This window comes from Gottfriedia acidiceleris (assembly GCF_036421055.1).
Lineage (GTDB): Bacteria > Bacillota > Bacilli > Bacillales > Bacillaceae_G > Gottfriedia > Gottfriedia acidiceleris_C.
On record NZ_JAZGQS010000006.1, the window covers coordinates 187,010 to 209,039 of the forward strand.

Here is a 22,030-nt window from a genome sequence, read left to right on the forward strand (position 1 = left end):
ATTTAAATATTCGTAACTTACCGAGAGTTTTTAATTGAATTTTAAACAGAGCCTATTTTTTTAAACGATATTGAAGTTCATCTTCGGGTGGATTATGAATGAACATTTTTCGAATAACGATTGTACAAAAGACTCCTAAAAAAACATACAATACAAAAAATAACCAAAACATACCGCCTAGTCCTTTAGCAGTTGTGGCTCCCTCTGAAACCTTCATATAGCCTCTTAATATCCATGGTTGGCGGCCAATTTCGGCAATCATCCATCCAAGTTCAATATTGATCATCGCTAAGGGGCCAGTCAGCGCTAGTCCACGTAAAAGCCATTTATTATGCATCCAATTTTTCTTCCTAATAGAAAACACAACAAATAGGAAAGTCATCGATATAATTAAACCTACAAAAGTCATCTTAATATCAAATAAATAATGTATAAACAAAGGTGGCGTCTCATCTTTTGGAAATTCATTTAATCCAGTTACTGGTGCATTAAAATCTGAGAAAGATAAAAAGCTTAGCAGTTTAGGAATTCGAATTTCATATTTTACTTCATGTGTTTTATCATCTAGTGTTCCGAATAAGACAAAATCTGCCCCTCTTTCTGTCTCAAAATGCCATTCAATTGCGGCTAGTTTTTCTGGTTGATATCTAGCAAGAAATTTTGCTGAAACATCTCCTGTGACACCTGTTAAAACGGCAAAAATTAAACCTAGTGTTGCTGCTAATCGAAGCCCTTTTCGTGTGTATTCCGTATTCTTTCCTCTTAATAATTGAATAGCGGCGATCGAGGTTAAGATAAGAGCGGATGCAACATATGCAGTAACTATTACATGTAAAGTTTTAGAAGGAGCAGCTGGATTAAACATTGCGGCAATTGGATCAACCGTTTTAATTACGCCATTTTTGAGCGTAAAACCTTGTGGAGTATTCATAAACGCATTTACTGTAGTGATGAAAAATGCCGACAAAGTTGAACCTAATATCACAGGTAAAATGATCAACCAATGATAAATAGGTTTTTTAAATCGATCCCAAGTGTATAAATAAATCCCTAGGAATATCGCTTCAAAAAAGAAAGCGAATGTTTCCATAAACAATGGAAAACTAATTGCTTGCCCCGCGATTCTCATAAAGCTCGGCCATAATAATGATAGTTGTAGACCAATACATGTTCCAGTTACAACTCCAACTGCAACGGTAATGGTGTAACCTCTAGCCCACCTTCTTGCCATTAACGTGTAATGTGAATCCTTTTTTAAGATTCCTAACCCTTCTGCAATTGCGATCATTAAGGGCATGCCTACGCCAATTGTTGCAAAAATAATGTGAAATATTAGTGTCATACTTGTTAGTAATCTACTGAGTGTGACATTATCCAACTCCATCCGCAAATCCCCCCTATAATGTAATATCTTATTGTCCAATGGATTTAATTATTCTAATCAAATGACCGATAATGTTACGATTTTATGAACACAATTAGTAAAATTGCATTTTAATTTGTATCTATAAAAGTATGTTCCTATAACACCAAAGGTATACGATATTTCTAAAGGGAAAACAAATAACCACAAGGAATTCCCTTGTGGTTTCAGACTGCCCGCCAAACGCTCGCTTTCTTCGTTACTTCGCCTGCCTGCGCGGTGCTCATTACCTTCTAAGGTAACTCCTTTCCTCACCAGGCTTCGCGCCTCGAAAGACAAGCGCTAGCAATCAGTCTGAAAATCAAGTTTTTAGTACTTTGTCTACACACTAAATAATGAATTTCAGATTAATTGACTAAACGGACTATACGTTTCTTTCTCCATGAAAATTTATAATATAAAAAGTTTAATCCAAGTCCAACTATAAAAGCTGCCGGGTATCCGAACCAAATTCCTTTCATTCCGAGACTTGTGTAATGAGATAAAAAATAGGCTACAGGTACTTCAATGCACCATATTACGAATATACTAATAATCGTTGGCCACAGTACTGCTCCACTAGCTCGCATTGTAGACGATAAAATAAATGAATGTCCGAGTATTAAATATCCCCATAACGTAATCATCAATAAACTATTCGCTATTTGTACAGTACTATCATTCGTTAGAAATAAATTTAAAATAGGCTTTGAGAAGAAATAAGTGAGTAATACTACTATGCTACCTAGTACATAGTTAAGTAATAATCCTATTTTAATAACTTGGTTTAATCGATCAACCTGATTTGCTCCAATAGACTGAGCAGCAAAAATTGATACTGCGATTCCAATACAAATTGATGGCATTTGAACATAACTTACTAACTGATTTACTACCCCATAGGATGCAGTAGCATCTGAGCCATACTGATTAACAAAAGTAATAACGGCAATCTCAGAAATCGAAAGAAATATCATGTTAATACTCGTTGGAATACCTAGTTTTAAAACTAATTTTAAAAGTTCAGGGTCCATCCTCAAATAGTTTCTTATTGAAGTATCAAGACGAAGGGGATGATTCGTTTTGTGTAAGTAGATGAATAGAACGATACATGTCAAAAACGTTGAACCTACTGATGCATATGCTGCCCCATATATTCCTAGCTTCGGTATGCCTAGCCAACCAAATACTAATGGTGGTAAAAGTGCAACATTTAAAACTGTACTTATTATAAGAAAATAAAACGGTGTTTTTGAATCCCCAATACCTCTCATTAGAGTTGTATATACCATATAGATAAATAGAACGGGAATCGACCAAAATACAATGGAAGCATAGTGTGTACTTACATGAAGAATATTTTCAGGAATTCCTATTAAACTCAAAATTTTTTCAATAAAAATATTGCCAATTATCGCAAGCGCTACTGAGAGGAAAAGAGTAAAAGTAAGAGTCGATCCAACAATAGCTTTTACTCTATCTTCGAGCTTTGCACCATATGCCTGACCGATTAAAATTGAACTGCCAGAACCAATTCCAATAATAAATGAAACTAAAAAGAAAAATATTGGAAAAAAAGCAGATATTGCTGCTAATGCATTTTCTCCTAACCAATTTCCTACAATCATCATGCTAAAAACCTGGCCTATAGACTGCATAATATTACTTAAAAGTAATGGAATTAGAAACATAATCATTGGACGTAATAAAGTAAATTTTACTTTTTTTTGCTCCTGAGGATTAATCTCAGATGTAATCAAGTCTGATCACCCTTACCAGTGTGATACCCTCTTTCGCCATATGGTTGGAGTTTTTCTAACCATTTTTCCTCAAGCTTTTTTAGATCTCCCTTGATACCTAATGGACTAATGTCTTCTTCCTTTAAAATTTCTAATTCCTCGAATACAAATGACTCTTTTCCATATTCATTCCATTCTTGTTGAAGAGTTTTATTTGTACAAGACCCAGCTTCTAATTCAAATTTCTTTCCATTAATTGTTTTTAAATTTTTAGTACTTACTATGAATAATTTTTGATTTTTTATGTTTTTAATTTGATAAATACCTGCTTGAACTTTCGTTTCCTTATATTGCATTTTTAATTCTTTTTTTCTACTCATTTTTAACAACCTTTCTCTTCTAAGCTTTTATCCAATAACTACTGCCATCTGATTTTCGATCAATAAAGCCATATTCAATTAAGTATCTTCTTAACACGACATAATCAGGATAAATAGCTGTCAGTACTTCATTTATCTCTTTTTCTGTATATTTCTTATTTGGTGAAAAACTTTTAACGATTTCTCTTAAAACAATAAGCTTTTGTTTTTCCTTTAATGGAAATTTTTTTAATGGTCCATCTATGCCTTCAGGAAAGTATTTTTTTAAGGTTTTTTCCATTTCTTCTTCCGTAATGTTATAGCGCTCATCGACCATTTTTGCTGTTTTATGAAGTGGTAAAAAACTTGGCGCATGCTGATCCTTTTCTTTTAAAAGCTCCATCATGACAAGAAATAATTTTGCTTGTCTTTCTTTTTCCTTTAAGACAAAACGATGATTCCTGATTGTAGAAGCGCTACCGATACCAGTTTCCTTTTGAATATCTGTATCACCCTTCCCTTGATAAAAAAGCCGTAAAAGATGGTTTTGATGCTCTGTTAATCCTGTTAGTTTTTTATCCAGTTGGATTAAATAATCAAAAACAGACTCATGACTTTGTTCTATATGAACTTTCATGTATTTTTCGGCTTCATATAAAATGCCTGAATCTTGATAAATAATTCCTTTTTCAATTTTTTTACTACAAAGTAAACAGAAATAATGATTTTCTTCTTCGATATATCCTTGTTTTAATTCTTCTATATCGGCATTCCAAAAAACGTCTAAATTTTCCACTTAACAAACACAACCCTTTTTTGTTTATAATATACCAAACAATTATATTTAATGTTTATTTATTTACAAACATAATATGTTATTGTTTACAAAATGTCAATTTTACTTTTTAATAACAGATGTTTTATACTTTCTTATTTATAAAAAGGATGCCTCAAAAGACCTCTTAAAATGTTGGAACTCTTCATTTATACAAAAAATGCGCCTCAAAGGTACTTTTTTCCTAATGAGACAAATTCACTAAATCTCTCTCCTTTTCTTTTTTATATTGTAGTTTGGATTCAAAAAAAATGTAAATTAACTAAACAGTAAGACCTTAAAGTATTTTATTTTTATCGCATAGTATATTATCTTTAAACCATATCTTGTTAGGAATAAAAAATAAACCTAATGGATTTCATTAGGTTTATTTTTTAAGTTAAGATATAAAAATCATAGTCAAAATAAATGGAATGGTCTATGAAACTTGTATTCACTTATTTCTTTCTATGAATTTGATATTGTATTTATCAAAACTTATAACTAGTCGTTCCATCAAAAATCGGTTTAACGCTTTTAGTATAAGATTCTTTGTTGGTCCAAACTTTTATATTGGTCTTTAATTTAAAATCTTCATACCATCTTGTTACTTTGTAATAATGACCAGCATATGGTTTAGGGAATCCTTTAGTTGAACTTGTTACACTTCTTAAATCAGATATTTTTTTATACCCTTCCCAAGCTGTAACAACTACAACTTTTGCAACTTTTCCACCAGGTGTTGCCAACGTAACAACAACATCAGCCCCAACATCATTAAGGATATAACTTGCTGCAGCTTCTTTTTTTGTGACGGTATGATATGTCACTTTTTTTGAAGTTGGTGCATTAAATACACTTTTTACTAGTTTTTCATCAGGGTAACGACCACTTAAATACAAACAGATATTTTCTCTACCAATTAAATTTACTTTTGGTTTTGGAACTGTAAGAGTATATGTACCTTTTTTATTTTTAGTTTTTACTTTTTGTGAATCACTCTGCCTGTAATTAGAAGGATACTCATATCCAATAGAAATACCCGCTGCACTTGTATCAAGAGTTCTTAAGACAGTATATTTTACTTTTACTGTACCATCTGAATTCTTGGTAGCAGAATTCACCTTCACGAAACTTCCTACTACTTCCCCAGAACTTGCAAACACACTATGAGTTACCATAGTTGACATGATGAAAACATTAATTAAAATTATATTTAACATACTTTTCCAATTTTTCTTAACCATGTAGTTCTCCTTACTTAAATAGAAATATTCTTTTTTCCCTTGAAAGGGTGGTGAAACAAATGAAATTAGGAAATATTGTTTTAATTCTTGGTTTTATAGTCTTACTTCTTGCGGGTGGCTATCGTCTAGGGTATTTCTCCAAAGAAGTGTACATTACATTAGATGTACTCTCAGGTGTTTTAATCGTTGCTGGAGTGATATTACGGCAGTCCAATCGTTCTAAACAGAGTAAGATTTGTAAAAACTAAAAATGGAGCATTTTATATGCTCTTTTTTTATTTCCAAATTTTCCCTCCTTCGTTTTTATTATAATCGTTTAATTTTTCACTTCACCCATTATCATTCGACAATGTTTTTAATGGTGGTGCATTTTAAGTAGAAAAATCTCGATATTTAGTGAAAAATGTACGAAATAAACAGCATCTTTTATTTAAAAAGATGCTGTTACGTTTTTTTAAAATGAATTTTTTCTAATGATTATTTTAAAGCATCATATTTAACTAAATATACTTTTTCACGCATGTTTATTTTCGCCCATTTTTTATTAAAAAACTGAAGGAACGCCCCTTTATTGGACATTCCTTTTCGCACTAGTCATTCGATTGTTTTTTTTAAATTCTCACCTTGAAGTTCTTCCCTTTTCTTATGGTTAGATAATTCAACTTCACGTATGATATCTTCAACAGTTGGGTCTGCTCGAAAATAGGGTGCGAATGCTGCATGTACCACTTAGTTGATATCTTTACTTCCGAAATTTTCTTTCCCTAAATTTAAGACAGATTCCTTTTTTTCATAGAGTACTCCTTAACAAGCACATATTGATAAACTTATTTTTCCGTTTACCAGTTTTTTATTCTGTAAGTGGAATTTGAAGACAAAATATATAATCATTCATTCTACTATTTTATTATTTATTTTGTTGTTATCACTAAAAAAGACTCAACCATTGATTGAGTCCCATAAAAATATTTACTTATGTTTTATTTTATAAATTTTAGATTTTTTTACATTTTTATTTGTTTTATCAATTATTTGGAAATACGTTCATTCCTTCACCATTTATCTTTATCTTCAAATTCAAATGTATAAAACTTATTACCTTTACCTGGTAATACATGAGTGTACCTTGCAAAATCTTCAGCAATTTTTTTGTGATTTTCATCAAGGATAACCATACTACGATTCTTATCAGTATATAATGCTTCATTCTCTAATTTTGAATCAATTTCCTCTTCATACCATTTGTTATCTTTTACCTGGAATTGGAACCATGGTGACGTCATTCCAATCTATTAAAAATTATTAAATGGTACTTTCTATACTTTTCAACCTAATTCTCTTGTTCCAAAGGGACTAATTTCAAATCTTCAATTGACAATTTCTTACAGTACTTTACAATTAAATTGTAAGGCAAATTTAATATTCGACATATTTTAATGTATTTAAAAAACCTGTTCTTAATAGGGAAAATCTTTACATATTATTTTCCTTATAGACTAATATATTTAAAGAAAAACAGTAGAAATACATATGACAAAAGATATAGGTCAGCCTTTACTGTCTTTGAATAAACGAAAATTAATGATTTCTTTACAAGATAGGAGGAAGTTATGTCAATTTACAATGAAAAACTTATTGATCTTTTATCAATCGAACAAAAATTCGATAAATCCTTTTTGCATATAAAACTATTTTTTAATCAAGAATTAGAACTTCATTGGGAAATTGACAACGAAACGGCCAATCTTATGAAATCAAAAATTATTTTTGATGATAACTATAAGTTTAGCCTTTCTTTATGTAGTACTTGGGATGAGGATAAAAATAAGTTTACTAGTTTTGTAACTAAATCAAACAATAATGAGAGTGAAGAAATTTACTTTTCTTGTTCAGAAGAGTTTCATCTTCAACTTCACTCCATAAAAAATATGAAGGATCTTAGGATTTTAATTGATCTACCTTATTTATCAATTAGTCGATCCAGTTCTAAAAAAGAAACGAGTAAATCGAAACGTTATAAACTTTATGGTTGGCTTACTGTTGCTGCTATTAGTATACTATCCATTAGTTTAATAGCTTATAAGAGTCAAACTTGTAAATCAGAATCTTTATTTTGCGGAAAAAAACCAGCAAAAGCTGAAAGTGTTTCAAAGGCACAAAATGTAAAATCTCCAGAAAAACCAACTAAAACAAATCAGGATAAACAAGATCCAAAGAAAACTAATATTAAAAACGTATCTCTACCAAATTCACACACAAATGAGCCTGATGTTAGATATGCAATAAAGCAAGAACCAATCAATAAACCTGTCCAATCAATTTATCCGACTGTAAAATTAAACAATGTAGTTAACTATAGTATCCCGCAAGGTAGCGTTGCCCTTACTTTTGATGATGGTCCCTCGAAATATTCAAAGGAAATTGTAAATGTATTAAAAAAATACAAAGTAGGCGGTACTTTTTTCTATATCGGAGATAACGTTCAAAGATATCCTGATTTTGTACAATACGCATATTCTAACGGTTACTCGGTTGGAAGCCACTCCATGCACCACAATGACTACTTAAAACTATCTTATAAGAATCAAGAAGATGATCTGGTTAGAACAAGTAACTTAATAACAAATATTACAAAGCAAGACACGACTCTCTTCAGACCACCATATGGTGCAAAAAACCAAGCGACTGTTGAATTAATGCAAAAGCATCAATTTAAAATGGTTTTATGGGATAAAGATACTGAAGACTGGAAGAACCGCAATACAAATACAATTATAAATTACGTTAAAAACCACACTGAATCTGGAAGTATTATTCTACTTCACGAAACTAAACCTTCTTTAGATGCTTTACCACAAATTATTGAATACCTTCAATCAAAAAATTTAAAAATAGTTAGTTTAAATTAATAAAGTAGTCGCTATTAGCTTAGCGACTACTTATTTATTCAAACGTTTGTTTAAACTTTAAAATCCTTTCCTACTTCAATGACTTGTAAATCAAGTGTATTAAATCCATATGCTAACACTGATTTTAATGCCTCTTGCATAATTCCTTTTCCTTGAGCTCTGGTAAAAGTTCATATTCAACTTCCCCTTTTGATTGCTCGATTGAAAACTTCTCACAAGCAAATTGTACCAATTGACTATCGTGTACTTTAATCATATATCATAGAACGACTACAAAGAGCAGGTTTCTAGATTCTTGCTTTTTTTTCGTTCTTTTTATACTGTTAAAAGCCGGTTGATTCGATCTGACGTACGCTATGGCTTTTATTTTTAATTAACCGTCTATAGTTTGTTTACGAATAAGTATGTCATCTGTATACTACTAATTTAGGCCGAAATTCCATTAAACTATTAGGTTGATTTTTAGTAAAAATTTCCTTAAATATTTTTTACTTTTTATAAAACTTTTTCGAATCGGTATACGTCTTTTATAATGTGTACCTTCTTAGATACGTATCTCAAAAAAGGAGCTCTTTAAATGAAGGGGAAATCTAACTTAGAAAAGGAACTTGTAGATTTTATTATTAATAATAAAGACGATTTTTACCGGTTAGCTTATAGCTACGTTAAAAATTCAGAAGATGCGGTGGATATATTACAAGATTCTATTCATAAAGCCATTTCCTCAAAAGATAAAATAAAAAATGAACAATCTTTAAAAAGTTGGTTTTATAGAATTGTAGTAAATACATCATTAGATTTTTTAAGAAAACAAAAAAAAGTAACTGTAATGGATGAAGAAACGATTGAGTTATATTCTTCAGGACAGGATGATAATTATACAGATATTGATTTAGAAAGATCATTAGAATCTTTACCAACTAAATATCGGGCTGTAATTGTCCTCAGGTATTTCGAAGACTTAAAGATTGAAGAAGTTGCTGAAATTTTACAGGAGAGTCCAAATACAATAAAAACTCGTTTATATAAAGCTTTAGAAATACTCCGGATTAAAATGAAATGAATTTATTTTTGGGAGGCCAATTAGTTGGATAAAAAATTAGAAAAATTAAGATCGGACTATAAAAATGTCCCTATCCCTGATAATTTGGACATTATTGTTAAAAAAGCAATTAAACGTTCTATACAAAAAAGATTCCCTCTAAAGTCAATTACAGGTTTTTTTACTGCTGCACTATTTGTTTTATCAATTAATACTAGTTCGACTTTTGCAAAGACATTATCGAATGTTCCAATACTTGGAGATGTAGTTAATGTATTAACTTTTACTGAATATACTGTAGACGAGCCAACTTATAAGGCTAATTTAAAAGTCCCAGCAGTTAAAAATTTAAAAAATAAAGATTTAGAGCAAAGCTTGAACAAAAAATACTTAAAAGAAAATAAGAAGCTCTATGATCAATTTATGAAAGAAACGGAATCTGTCAAAAAAGATTCTGGTGCACACTTAGGAATTGATAGTGGTTATGAAGTTAAAACAGATAATGAGGACATATTGTCGATTGAAAGATATGTTGTTAATACTGCTGCTTCCTCCTCAACAACTATGAAATTTGACACAATTGACAAGAAAAAGGAAATTTTATTGTCATTACCTATTCTTTTTAAAGATAAATCATATGTAAAAATAATTAGTGAAAACATTAAAGAACAAATGAAAGAGCAGATGAAAAAAGATGAAAGTAAGGTATACTGGATACCGGAGGCAAATCTTGACTATTCAATTGATCCTTTCGTAACCATTAAAGACAATCAAAATTTTTATATAAATAAAGATCATAAGCTTGTTATTTCATTTGATAAATATGAAGTTGCCCCAGGTTATATGGGTGTTGTTGAATTCACGATTCCAACTGATGTTCTTTCAAATGTTTTAGTTGGACATCATTATATTAGATAACTCTTAAACAAACGAATAAAGGAGCCGCTCTTAATCCATTAGGTTTGGCTCTCTTTAAAGAAAAAAATACATTAAAGAAAAAGCCAAATATATATAAAGAAGGCTGATATAAATAGTTAAATTAGGGGAAGGGGAAATTAGTAATGAACTTCGCGGTTCAGACAGTTAAGAAATTAAATTTTATAAGAGCTCAACATTTTTTCGAAAAAGAAATGGTTTATGAGGTGTTTAAACAAAGAGGTTCTGCTTATGTCTAATACTAATAAACCGTTTCGTTATATGGCTGGATTAGACGGGCTTAGAGCATTAGCAGTTTTATCGGTCATTGCATATCACTTAAATTTTTCTTGGGCTTCTGGTGGGTTCCTAGGAGTAACAGTATTCTTTGTACTCTCAGGGTATTTGATTACTGATTTATTAATTGCCGAGTGGAGTACAAATAAAAGGATCGACTTAAAAAGTTTTTGGTACCGCCGCGCTAAAAGACTTTTACCAGGAATGTTCACCTTACTACTAATCGTCATTGCATTTGTTTCATTATTCAACTCATCAATGATCGGAAATCTAAAACAAGATTCAGTAGCTGCAATATTTTATTACAGTAACTGGTGGTATATTTTCCATCATCTTTCGTATTTTGAGTCTTTTGCAAATCCATCAATCTTAAATCATTTTTGGTCGTTAGCAGTTGAAGAGCAATTTTATATTATTTGGCCAATCCTTACATTATTAGGATTAAAATATATTAAAAATAAAGATCGCCTATTTTTGTATACATTAATTGGTGCAATCGTTTCTGCATTACTGATGGCTATATTATTCCATCCGGGTAGTGATCCTAGTAGGGTCTATTACGGTACTGATACGAGAGCTTTTTCATTATTAATAGGAGCTTCCTTAGCATTAGTATGGCCTAGCCGAAAACTTACAAATAACGTTACAACCTCTGGAAAGATTTTAATTGATCTAATTGGGATTACTGGTTTACTTATTTTTCTACTTATGGTCGGTAAAACAAATCAATATGATAGTTTCCTTTATCGCGGAGGAATGTTCCTATTGTCTATTTCTGCTGCAATGTTAATCGCAGCACTCGCTCACCCTACAAGTAAGATTGGTATATTCCTATCAATGAAACCATTGAAATGGATTGGATTACGTTCATATGGAGTCTATTTATGGCAGTATCCTGTAATTATTTTACTTTCCCCTAAGGTTAACACTGGCGATATTTCACTTTTTAGAGCAATTTGTCAAATTACTTTAATTTTTGTTCTTGCAGCACTATCCTATCACTATATTGAAGACCCAATTAGGAAAGGTAAACTAGGTATACTTTGGAAGAACTTCCTCGCAGGGAATATAAATTTAAAAGAATTCTTTCATAAACATATTGTAATTATTAGTACGTTTATTTTACTATCTGGTATCGCAAGCTTTGGACTATCTGTTCTCCCTGATGCGAAAGGTGTAAAAGCAAGCTCACAAATTGAATCGGTTCAATCCGTATCAAAGCAATCATCTGAAACTGTTGTTGAAAATGATACGAAAAAACCTCCTTCAACAGCTATAGTTGATCACGATAAACAGGTAACTAAGCCAATTCAGCAAAAAGATGACGAAAAAAATGTAAATAATGAAGAAAAAAACGCAAATAAAGATGAAAAGCCAGTTACTGACAATACGAATAAGCAAAATAATAATGGTCAAACATCTGAAGTTACTAAACCAGGTCAAAATAACAATCAAACTCCAGATACTACTACTAACAATAAACCTGCTGAAACAAATAAGCCGGTTGTTTCAAACAATAGTGTGTTTATCATAGGAGATTCTATCGTTATTAATTCGATTCCTGAACTCAAAAAAACATATTCATCTCTTTCAGTAAATGCCAAAATAGGAAGACAATTTACCGAAGCATCTCCAATTATTCAACAAGCAAAAAATACAAATTCGCTTGGTAATATTGTTGTCATAGAGCTAGGTACAAACGGTCCGTTTACCGTTAAACAAATGTCTTCTCTTATAGATTTAATTGGAAAAGATCGAAAAATTTTATTTGTTAACACACGTGTACCAAGACCTTGGGAATCGATTGTTAATAAAACTTTAAGGGAAGTTTCAAGTAAATATTCAAATACTAGAGTTGTAGACTGGCATAGTGCTAGCGCAAATCATAATTCCTATTTTTCTCCAGATGGTGTTCATTTAAAACCAAATGGTGCAAAAGTATTTGCCTCATTACTAACAAATGCCATTGAATCTTGGAAGTAACACCGATTGAATTAGATACATGGTAAAAGACCGCAAGTTAAAATTGAAGTGCACCCCAAATGTAAGGGGTGCATTTTTTTATGATTAAATTTACTATGGTTTCATCATAATGTTTATCTAAACTCTTTAAAACGAGAGAAAAGCCACAAGGTAAATTCTCCTGTGGCTTATTATCGCAAAATCACCTAATCTTGCAATCTAGTTAAATTTCTTTTTCAATTCTTCTAATGTTAATTTACCTGTTTTTTCAACTGGTTTTATAGATGTAGGGAAAAATGGATTTGTTGTCATAAAGTTCTTTTCAACATAATTGAAGTCCTTTCTATCAACTACTCCATCTTTATTTAGATCTTCCTTCAACATATCGCCAGTTTCCTGAGCTTTATTTGCAATAAGCTTTGCATCATAAATATCGATTACATTATCTCCATTAATGTCTCCTGCCGCTGCAGTATCAGTATAAGCGATATAGTCTATACCTTGGATTTTTCCATCTATTAATTTTCCTAATTTAATTTTTCTACTATATTCATAGTGTCCTGGAATGTTAACTACGAGTGTATAATCATCTTCAGTTGCCGGAATATCAAAGATCGTCATATAACCATTTTCGGAAATATCCGCTTTATATTGTTTACCGTTTTTATCTACAACATATGCTTTTACACCTAACTTCGAATAATCTAAATCGTAGTTATAAAAGTTAACTGCCTCACCGTGGAAATACCCTTCTACCACTGAATGGTGGGCGATGAATTTAAAGCGATTAGCATATGTCGGTAACGTAACCTTATTCCCTTCATTTGTTTGATATGTTGACTCTTGATAATAGAAGCCACTCTCCCTCATATAATTAAGGTCACTCACAACTTTGAAATTAATATCCAACAAATCAATATTGCCATTAATTTTCACTGGTAAATTTGTCTTTTTATCCTTAATATCAATTGAAAGTGTTGTATTACTTGACCAGGTATCCTCTATTACTTGTGGTTTTCCAATGCGAATACTCCAATTATTTTTCTTTATTAACTCATCTAATTGTCCCGATTGTTTTACACTCATAACTTTGTAATAGTTTGGAATATTTATTGTCGCGTTGGCGCTTGTTAAATCTTTTGCGTTGTGGACCGTAAATGTACTTGTAAACTCTGAACCAAGTGTCACTTCTTTAGATTTTGTATTAATCGTTGAATATCGATCACCTTTATTCATAATTGTAAAGTCTGGGAAAATTGGATTTCCCGCTGATGCATAATCATAAGTATAGATTGCTATGTTCGTAGGGTAATTTGCATACTCTTCTGGTAATACACCAAATTTGAAGTCTCCATTTTTAGTTGGGAAAAATTGTGCTGTCGGCCATGAGGAATCTTGATATGCATAAACTGAATTTGCTTCCTGCGTTAAATCATGTCCTTTACTCTTTAAATAATCAATCGTATCGTCGTATACATTCCCGTGAACCCAGAAAGCTTTGTAATCTTTACCATCCATTGGGTTCGTTTCGGTTGTTAAATCTGCATCAGAAATTTCATTAATACCTGTCTTTTTATCAAATACTACTTTCGGAGGTGTATTATCAATTACCATATCATTGTCTACTTTATAGGTTTTTCCATCTGCATCTGTACCAATATAAGAAACAATATATTTGCCCTCATCTAATGATTCATACTCTAGAGATAGTGGCTTATTTGGGTCACCAGTAAATAATTTTACATCACCTGAAAAGCCGTACATAATTAAGTAGTCTGTATCAACATTTGCACCATCTAAATCGAAAGTACCATACAGACCAATCGGTTTACCAGATAGATCGCTAACAACGACATCGATTTTTTTCATTTCACTATTTAATCTTATTGTAACTGGTGTAAAAGGTAGTATATCAGGATGGAAGTTACTTAAGTCATTTGTAATGGCATTTTTAAAGAAATCAACCTTTGCAAAGCCACTTGTCGTGTATCTCACGTGGAATGGAATTTGGTACTCCTGTGTTTTTGATTCATTTTCTACATAAATATATCCTTCATAAATGCCTAACTCAGCAGTTTTTGGTATTGTTACTTTGGCTTCTAGATTGACACTTTTATTTCCATCAACTGATACTTTAGAAGGCAATTCGAGTTTTACTCCATTTTTACTAGCATCCTTTGAAACATCATTGCTCCTTAAAAATTCTACTCTTGTTTGATATGTTTCAACATTTTTACTTAAATTTTTAATACTAATTGATGTTGTTCGATTTTGTTCCTCGCTTGTTTGTGTAATACTTCCGAAAGGTAATGAACCTGAGACATCATCAATTTGCTTTTTAAACCCATTTTCATCTAATGTGTACGTTTTATTTTGTACTTCTACTAAAGTGGTGTTATGAACTGCTTCATATGCATCCACACGTCCAGCTCCAACTTCATTTACATTATATGTTCTTCCTTTTAATGGATCTGCTGTATTCATAAGTGCAGCTTTTACATCGGCTACAGTATATTCCGGATGAGATTGTAGTAATAATGCAGCTACACCTGCAACATGCGGTGTAGCCATTGAAGTTCCATCCATACTCGCGTAACTAGTGGAATAATCCGTTTCTTCCCCAGGATTATTGATATATTCTGGAACGGTTGAGAAAATCGAAACACCTGGTGCCACAACATCTGGTTTAATATCAAAATTATTATTTACTGGTCCTCTGGAACTAAAGTCTGCTAATACGTCACCAGATGTCATATTTGACTGTAAATCCGTCATTTTTAATTTAACATTCGGATTTTTATTGAGTTCATCAACAATACTTTCTCCTTCCTCTTGACTCATTTTAAAGGTTGGTGCATATCCAAAGTTTTCTCCTAAGAAGAAAGGAATCTCTTCTTCTATATTGTTATAAATTAACACTGCTACTGCCCCTTTTTCATGAGCACGACGGATTTTTTCATCAAAAGATAAAGTACCACGTGATATTAAAGCCACTTTTCCATTTACGTCTTTATTTGTATAATCCTCTTCGGTACCTATTCCTACATCTACTACATTTAGTTCTTTATCAAGAATACTTACATAATCTTTCCCTAAACCGTGAGCCATTAACTCATTTTTAACTGAAACATTCCCTAGACTCGTCTGTACAGTTGGTATATCTGTAGGAACATCGCTTGCTCCAACAGTTATAGCTAACGGTGATGAACCAGGAGAACCTAATGAACCTGGCGTAGGACCTGCGTTACCCCCTGCTACAACGGGAACTACACCTTGCAATGCTGCATTATTAATCGCTACTGCTGTGGCATCTAAAGAATAATTATTACTGTTTCCTAAAGAAAGATTAATTACATCCATACCATCTTCTACAGCCTTTTCTATACCGGCTATAATCCAAGAATCATAACCTGAACCATAGTGCCCTAACACACGGTAAGCATATAAATCAACATTAGGTGCAACGCCAGTCATCGCATAATCAACGTTATTTCGTGGGTTTGATGCAATCGTACCTGCTACATGCGTTCCATGCTCAGTAACAAATGGGCGACCATCAATTTCTGCCGGCTCACCCGAAGCAGAAAGATCTGCAGGTGTAGACTCCATTGGATCCGAGTCATTATCTACAAAATCATAACCACCTTTATAAGCATCCTTTAAATCCGGATGATTGTAGTCAATACCCGTATCAAGAACTCCTACCTTAATCCCCTGGCCATTTATATCCTCGTTATGTAAACGATCTACACCCATAAGTGGTAATGCTGGTGGAACACTTTTATTTTTAGTAGAAGAATTAACAGAAAGTTCATTGATTGGTACACTAATTTTGTTATCTTTCCATACTCGTTTCACAACACCTGTTTGAAGAAGCAAATTAATTTGATCTGTCGGAATCGTCATTGCTACTCCATTAAATACATTTTCAAATGATTGTTTAATATGAAACTGATTTGTCTTCTCCTTAGCTTGCTTAGTTACTTCCACCTTTTCGTTTTTCTTATCCCATAATTCCTTTAATCGCTTTTTAAAGAACTCTTGTTCACCTTTAATTTTTTCTTTCTTACTTTTAGATACCTCTTTTAATTTCCTATCTTGACCATTTTCAACTGGAGATGTTTTTAGTTCAACGATTATGTTTGCAGTTTTATCTTTTAAAGATAATAAACTAGGGTCGATCACGAATCCTTCTTGAGGAGTTAAACGCTTAATCGATTGTCTTTGCTCATCTGTTAACCCCTTTAAGATTGATTCTACAGAGTTCGAGGTAGCATAAGATTTTTTTTGAGGCATTAAATAAGATGTAAAAAAGCTTGTAGTTAATACACTTGTTACCATTACATTTAGCATTTTCTTATTTCTAATCTTCATTTCGATGCGCTCCTTCTACTAGATTAAGTTAAATTAAGTAAAAAAATCGTACTGCATGAAAAAATGATCAAATAAACTAACTTTAATTCATTCCTCCAATTTAAAAAATAATGTAAAATTAGAATAATTAGACAAATCTAATAATTTGATTTTAATTTAGCTATTTTTCGTGGTAAATGGGGGTTATTTCAGACCAAATTTTCACGTATAATCCTTATTTCGACATTAATCTTCATAATTAATTTTTCTTTTTAGAATTAAATCTCATATTTTACTAAATTTATTGATATAAAGATTGTGTTTGGAAAGAAACTATTAAAATTCAATAGAAATTTTTATTATTAACTTGGGGGAATCGATGGTTTTCTGCTGCTCAAACCATTAATAAAAAGCTTTACAAAGGGAGAAATTTGTTATGTATGAGGGGAAAATCATAAAATATTATCGAGAAAAATCTCAGATAACACAAGAACAGTTAGGGAAGGGAATTTGTTCTAGTACGCATATTAGTAAAATAGAAAGATCTCAAACTGAATATGCAAATGAAATTATAGCCCTACTATCGGATCGACTTGGAATAAAAATCGAAAATGAGATTTTAAAATTAAAAAATATTAAAATGCGTATAAATAGTTGGCAGCAGTCTATTGTAATGCAGCTATTTGACGAAATAGAGGAAATCAACTTAGAACTTGAGCAAGAAGAGTTAATTCAAATTTCAAATTATGTTAATCAATATAAATTACTTCGCATCAGATATTTATTAATGAGTAATTTAATGAATGAAGCAAAAGAGCTCATTAATGAAATAAAAAAAATAAAACACAAATTGTCACCATATGAAATAAATCTTTTTAGACATGTGCAAGGTATTTATCACTTAACGAACCATGAACCTTTACTTGCCATTCAAGTTTTAAAGAAAATTAAGATTGAAGAATATGCCAATGAGGAATATTATTATCATTTAGCATCTGCTTACCATTCTAATGATTTACCTGTTATGGCTTACTTTTATGCTGATAAAGCCCGTCAGTATTTCAAAAGTATTAATTCCTATCTTCGTGTAATCGATTCCGAAATGCTTATGCTAATACAAGTTAAAGATAATGAAGAATTTTCAGAGACGATTAAAAGATTTGAAAACTTAATCCAAAGCTGTGAAATATGTAGATCTTTAGACCGAAAAGCAAGGGTATATCATAATTTAGCCTTTGAATATTACCGAAGAAAAAAATATGAGTTAGCAAAAAAATACTATTTTGAGTCTATGAAGTTGAAGGATTCTAACTCTATACCATACTTACTTTCCATGGAAGGGTATATAAGAAGTTCCTATTACGGAGAACTATTATCTAAAGATGAATTATTACAGTATGTAGGTAAAGGGTTTGACATTGCTTCAAAAAAAAATGACAAACTTTTTATGAATCTATTCATCTTATTAGACTTTTTAATCTTAGAAAAAGAACAAGAATATCACCAATATTTGGCCGATCATTCTTTACCATATTTTAAAAAAGTAGGATTCGCTTATTTAATCAATCAGTCAGAAAAAGAATTGTTTAACTATTATTCTAAACGGAAACAGACCCGTAAGGCACTAGGTATGGCAAATACTTTAATCAATCAGTAATAGTATTTTGTAGATAGTAAAAGGCATGTCTCATACGAATGGGACATGCCTTTTTGTTCATATTATTTTTTGGCTGGCATCGCTTCTTCCAGCGCAAGATGATTCTTATATAAATAAGTAGCGTATTCTTTTCCAACGTAACGAATATGCCATGGTTCATAGTGATATTTTGTTATATCAACTTTATCTTCTGGGTAACGAATAATAAAGCCGTATTCATGAGCATGCTTTGCTAGCCATGTTCCTTCAGGTGTTTTGGCAAAACCTACTTCTAAAGCATTACCAAATGCCGGTGATGAAACATCCATCGTTAGTCCAGTTTGATGTTCACTCGTTCCTGGGTATGCACTGTATGCCTTAGTCCATTCCTCACCGTGTACAGAAATATAATTATTGTATAAAGCAACTTGTCGATCATACGAACGATAGCCAGAAATTGCAGTTAATGTATAGCCATCCGCAGCTGCACCAGCAAATAACTTTTCTAATGCATGTCCAGCTTCACTTCTCATTCTAGTTTTATCTTTTACTGCCCCATTTAGTGGTATAGATGGATAGATTAGATCGTTAGGTTCATAACCATCTGGTAACTTTCGATCTTTATTAACTAAGACTAAATTTGAATCAACGTTTAATACTTCTAATAATCCAGATTCATCTTCTTTTGTCGTTTTATAATAATCAGGAAAATTTAGTACATTATCATTATTTACAATGTCATTTTTAACTTTTGAATTCTTTTTAATCACAATCGTTTTAGGTTCTTTGTTTTTTTCATAGAGAGTACCTGCAACTCCAGCTACTAAAACTAAGGAAATTGCGATTCCTAAAATTGGTTTTTTTCTACGATTTTTCATAACTCTGGACAATGGTTGTCTCCTCCTAAAGTTTCTATACTTTTATCGTTTTTTATTTGTTAGTTGTCGTAAGTATTTGATTGATGATTAATAAGCTATTTTTATTCTAGTATCGTCACGAATTCTTTTAATCAAACTACTAATAATCAACGTTTAAGATTAAACAAAAGCTAACAAGAAATATCGTTAAATTTGGGTTTACTAAAAATAGACGATTTAATTATACAAAAAGTTTTATAATCTGACATTTTTTTTAATTATATATTATGTTATTAAATAGTATTTATAACAATTTTAAAGTTGTTTTAATATAATTTTCCCAGTAGACATAAAGCATAATTTTTTAATAAGAATTTTTACTAAAAAGGCTAATTTATCTAAGAATTTATAAACTGAAGATTAAAATAAAAAAACCTTCATTTTGGAAGGTTTTTTTATATTTAAATAATAACTTATTTCATTATCCTATATAATTTTAATTCAAAAGAACTATTCATTCTAATTTCTGAGACTTTTGTATGTCGAATTAATTTCGATTGAGTATTTAACTCACGCTGCTATTGGGTTATGGTTGATTCTATTACAAAGTATTCTTGTCATACTGTTGAAAAACTACCTCGTCAATTAATAATCAAATTTTCGTAAAAGGAGTAGAGTGATGTTGATTTGGATGCTTGCTTTCCATGGGGCGAGATTCTTTTCGGGATCTTTAGCCTTCCCGCATTTCCCATAGGATTCGAGCACTCCTCTATTCCAATCAACTTATTCAACAAAAATGATCATTAAGTCATTTAATGTCCGTTTTCCCTACTGACCATATTTTTATTTCAACACTCAAAAAAACAAGAATACCCAGAAAGTATTCTTGTTTTTAGCTTTTAGCTTTTTAAGTTTTTATTAACTATGCAAATTTCCTTTTAGCCAAGGTCGATTCCGGTAATGGCCTATTGGTATTTGAATTAAACTTGTTTTTCGTATTTCGTCTAATTGGTATAGTTCATCGCATAATTTTACATTATATCCAAGTAGTGGATGCCCCCCTAATCCTAATGCTGATGCGGCTATAAGTAAGCGCTGAACCATTATGCCAGCTTCCATCTGTTGGATTCGATAGCCTCTGTAACTATGTGTCGATTTTAAATGCTCCATATTCCCCACTACATGTATACAAATTGGCACTTGGAATAAATTAACGGTAGGGGCATTCATACCATATTGGAGTTGCATACGATGATCTCCTAATTTAATTTGTACTAGCGTATGGGTATGATCATCGTAATAATAAGCACCATTGTTAATGCCTTCAACGTTATACAAACATAAATATAATTTTGGCCGGTTAGTATTATCTTTAAAAGATTTATCTAAATCATTTATATATGAGAAGGATGATGTTGCCTCTTTAAGTAGTGTTGCTAGGTTTATTTGACTAACAGGACGTAAAACAAAATCAAGTTCTGGTGAAAACCGTTCTTTACATATAGTAGCTAAATCATAAGATAGACGCTCCACTTTAGGTAATCGTATTCGATGTCGACCATCAAATGCATCAACAGTTTCATCAACTTTTCTAAACATATGTGTCGATTCGATCATCGATACTTTATTCAATTTAATTAGCATCGGGAACTCTTTAATTTTTTTCGATTTTACTAAATATTTATGTGAAACAGCTTGTAACTCTTTACTTAGATCGGTAGAATTGTATTTTTTACTTTTTACTTTATCATTTGAAATTAAAGAAGATTCTTCAATAGAGAGTGGAATGACTCCATATACACTTTCCTCACGTTCGTTTATGCCAATTAAATGGTTGATTGCTTGATCTAGAAACTGGTAATATACTCCCGCATTAAACCCAAAACGTTTAGCCACCTCTAAAATCTGCCCAATTAGCACACCACAATCTAGCCCTTGAAGGCGATATGAAAAATTATTATATTTAAAGAAGTTTTTCCAAAACATTGTTGAAATAAAAATAGTACCAAAACACTTTGGAAGTTGACATCTATTTCCTAAAGCTGTTGATATATAAGAATCAAAATTCCCTTCTCTTAATAAAACTAAGCAATGTCTAACAACATCATAATGATAAATCCCTGATGAGACTTTGTCAGACTTAAGATATAAATACACTTCATTTGGATATAATCCTCCACCAGAAGGGATGAATCTTCGGTTTGAAGTCATCATATTAACCATTTCGTTGGAACCGGAAGTTATTGCTGTTTGAGCAACCTGTGCCACTCCATATACATACCATAGAAAGTAGCCTATTTCTTCTAAATTCGGCTTAAATGAGACCCTTTTTTCTTTTAAGGATAATGGAACGTTAAGAGAAAGTGGAATAGTAGGTAAATCTTTATAAAGCTTATAAGTTAGTGGGGCATCCTCCCAATCTACTTCCCAATCCGATTGATTTGCCTTTTCAATATCAAAATGAAGATTGTGTAGAAATGTTTGTAAACTCATCCAAA

General features: G+C 31.5%; 16 protein-coding genes. 6 read left to right on the forward strand and 10 right to left on the reverse strand.

Going from position 1 to position 22,030, the window contains the following annotated elements; all coding sequences use genetic code 11:
• Window positions 1-52 precede the first annotated feature (52 nt).
• The 5 genes from RAH41_RS11445 to RAH41_RS11465 form a co-directional block, all read right to left on the reverse strand.
• On the reverse strand, window positions 53-1,384 hold the full coding sequence (locus tag RAH41_RS11445; protein WP_331222609.1) for a cytochrome ubiquinol oxidase subunit I: 1,332 nt from the start codon (window positions 1,382-1,384) through the stop codon (window positions 53-55).
• A gap of 386 nt (window positions 1,385-1,770) precedes the next feature.
• On the reverse strand, window positions 1,771-3,099 hold the full coding sequence (locus RAH41_RS11450; protein WP_331222698.1) for an MATE family efflux transporter: 1,329 nt from the start codon (window positions 3,097-3,099) through the stop codon (window positions 1,771-1,773).
• Between the two features lie 59 nt (window positions 3,100-3,158).
• Complete coding sequence (locus RAH41_RS11455; RefSeq protein WP_331222610.1) at window positions 3,159-3,521, reverse strand: GIY-YIG nuclease family protein; 363 nt, start codon at window positions 3,519-3,521, stop codon at window positions 3,159-3,161.
• Between the two features lie 19 nt (window positions 3,522-3,540).
• Window positions 3,541-4,296 carry a DUF2087 domain-containing protein gene (locus RAH41_RS11460; protein ID WP_331222611.1) on the reverse strand — a complete coding sequence of 252 codons (756 nt, stop codon included), beginning with the start codon at window positions 4,294-4,296 and terminating at the stop codon, window positions 3,541-3,543.
• Window positions 4,297-4,805: 509 nt separating this feature from the next.
• The gene (locus RAH41_RS11465; protein WP_331222612.1) at window positions 4,806-5,561 is read right to left on the reverse strand and encodes a hypothetical protein; all 756 of its coding nucleotides are present in this window, start codon (window positions 5,559-5,561) and stop codon (window positions 4,806-4,808) included.
• 59 nt (window positions 5,562-5,620) lie between these two features.
• On the opposite strand from RAH41_RS11465, the gene RAH41_RS11470 reads away from it, so the two are divergent.
• Window positions 5,621-5,809: a hypothetical protein gene (locus tag RAH41_RS11470; RefSeq protein WP_331222613.1), complete on the forward strand. Its 189-nt coding sequence runs from the start codon at window positions 5,621-5,623 to the stop codon at window positions 5,807-5,809.
• Window positions 5,810-6,155: 346 nt separating this feature from the next.
• On the opposite strand, the gene RAH41_RS11475 is transcribed toward RAH41_RS11470, so the two are convergent.
• Both RAH41_RS11475 and RAH41_RS11480 read right to left on the reverse strand, forming a co-directional pair.
• The gene (locus RAH41_RS11475) at window positions 6,156-6,290 is read right to left on the reverse strand and encodes a hypothetical protein (RefSeq protein ID WP_331222614.1); all 135 of its coding nucleotides are present in this window, start codon (window positions 6,288-6,290) and stop codon (window positions 6,156-6,158) included.
• Window positions 6,291-6,613: 323 nt separating this feature from the next.
• On the reverse strand, window positions 6,614-6,844 hold the full coding sequence (locus tag RAH41_RS11480; RefSeq protein ID WP_331222615.1) for a hypothetical protein: 231 nt from the start codon (window positions 6,842-6,844) through the stop codon (window positions 6,614-6,616).
• A 327-nt stretch (window positions 6,845-7,171) separates the two neighbouring features.
• Here RAH41_RS11480 and RAH41_RS11485 point away from each other — a divergent pair, with 327 nt between their 5' ends.
• From RAH41_RS11485 to RAH41_RS11500, 4 genes are all read left to right on the forward strand, one after another.
• Window positions 7,172-8,470: a polysaccharide deacetylase family protein gene (locus RAH41_RS11485; protein WP_331222616.1), complete on the forward strand. Its 1,299-nt coding sequence runs from the start codon at window positions 7,172-7,174 to the stop codon at window positions 8,468-8,470.
• Between the two features lie 577 nt (window positions 8,471-9,047).
• Window positions 9,048-9,533 (forward strand): RNA polymerase sigma factor, encoded by a 486-nt coding sequence (locus RAH41_RS11490; protein ID WP_331222617.1) that lies wholly within the window; start codon window positions 9,048-9,050, stop codon window positions 9,531-9,533.
• A 24-nt stretch (window positions 9,534-9,557) separates the two neighbouring features.
• On the forward strand, window positions 9,558-10,430 hold the full coding sequence (locus RAH41_RS11495; RefSeq protein ID WP_331222618.1) for a DUF3298 and DUF4163 domain-containing protein: 873 nt from the start codon (window positions 9,558-9,560) through the stop codon (window positions 10,428-10,430).
• Window positions 10,431-10,679: 249 nt separating this feature from the next.
• Window positions 10,680-12,707, forward strand: coding sequence for an acyltransferase family protein (locus tag RAH41_RS11500; RefSeq protein WP_331222619.1), 2,028 nt, complete (start codon window positions 10,680-10,682; stop codon window positions 12,705-12,707).
• 198 nt (window positions 12,708-12,905) lie between these two features.
• On the opposite strand, the gene RAH41_RS11505 is transcribed toward RAH41_RS11500, so the two are convergent.
• Window positions 12,906-17,060: a S8 family serine peptidase gene (locus tag RAH41_RS11505; protein WP_331222620.1), complete on the reverse strand. Its 4,155-nt coding sequence runs from the start codon at window positions 17,058-17,060 to the stop codon at window positions 12,906-12,908.
• A 415-nt stretch (window positions 17,061-17,475) separates the two neighbouring features.
• Between RAH41_RS11505 and RAH41_RS11510 the strand changes: the two genes are divergently transcribed.
• Window positions 17,476-18,696, forward strand: coding sequence for a helix-turn-helix transcriptional regulator (locus tag RAH41_RS11510; protein WP_331222621.1), 1,221 nt, complete (start codon window positions 17,476-17,478; stop codon window positions 18,694-18,696).
• A gap of 62 nt (window positions 18,697-18,758) precedes the next feature.
• Here RAH41_RS11510 and RAH41_RS11515 read toward each other — a convergent pair whose 3' ends face one another.
• Window positions 18,759-19,565 (reverse strand): M15 family metallopeptidase, encoded by an 807-nt coding sequence (locus RAH41_RS11515; RefSeq protein ID WP_331222622.1) that lies wholly within the window; start codon window positions 19,563-19,565, stop codon window positions 18,759-18,761.
• An 885-nt stretch (window positions 19,566-20,450) separates the two neighbouring features.
• Window positions 20,451-22,025, reverse strand: coding sequence for a SagB family peptide dehydrogenase (locus RAH41_RS11520; RefSeq protein WP_331222623.1), 1,575 nt, complete (start codon window positions 22,023-22,025; stop codon window positions 20,451-20,453).
• Between the last annotated feature and the right edge of the window lie 5 nt (window positions 22,026-22,030).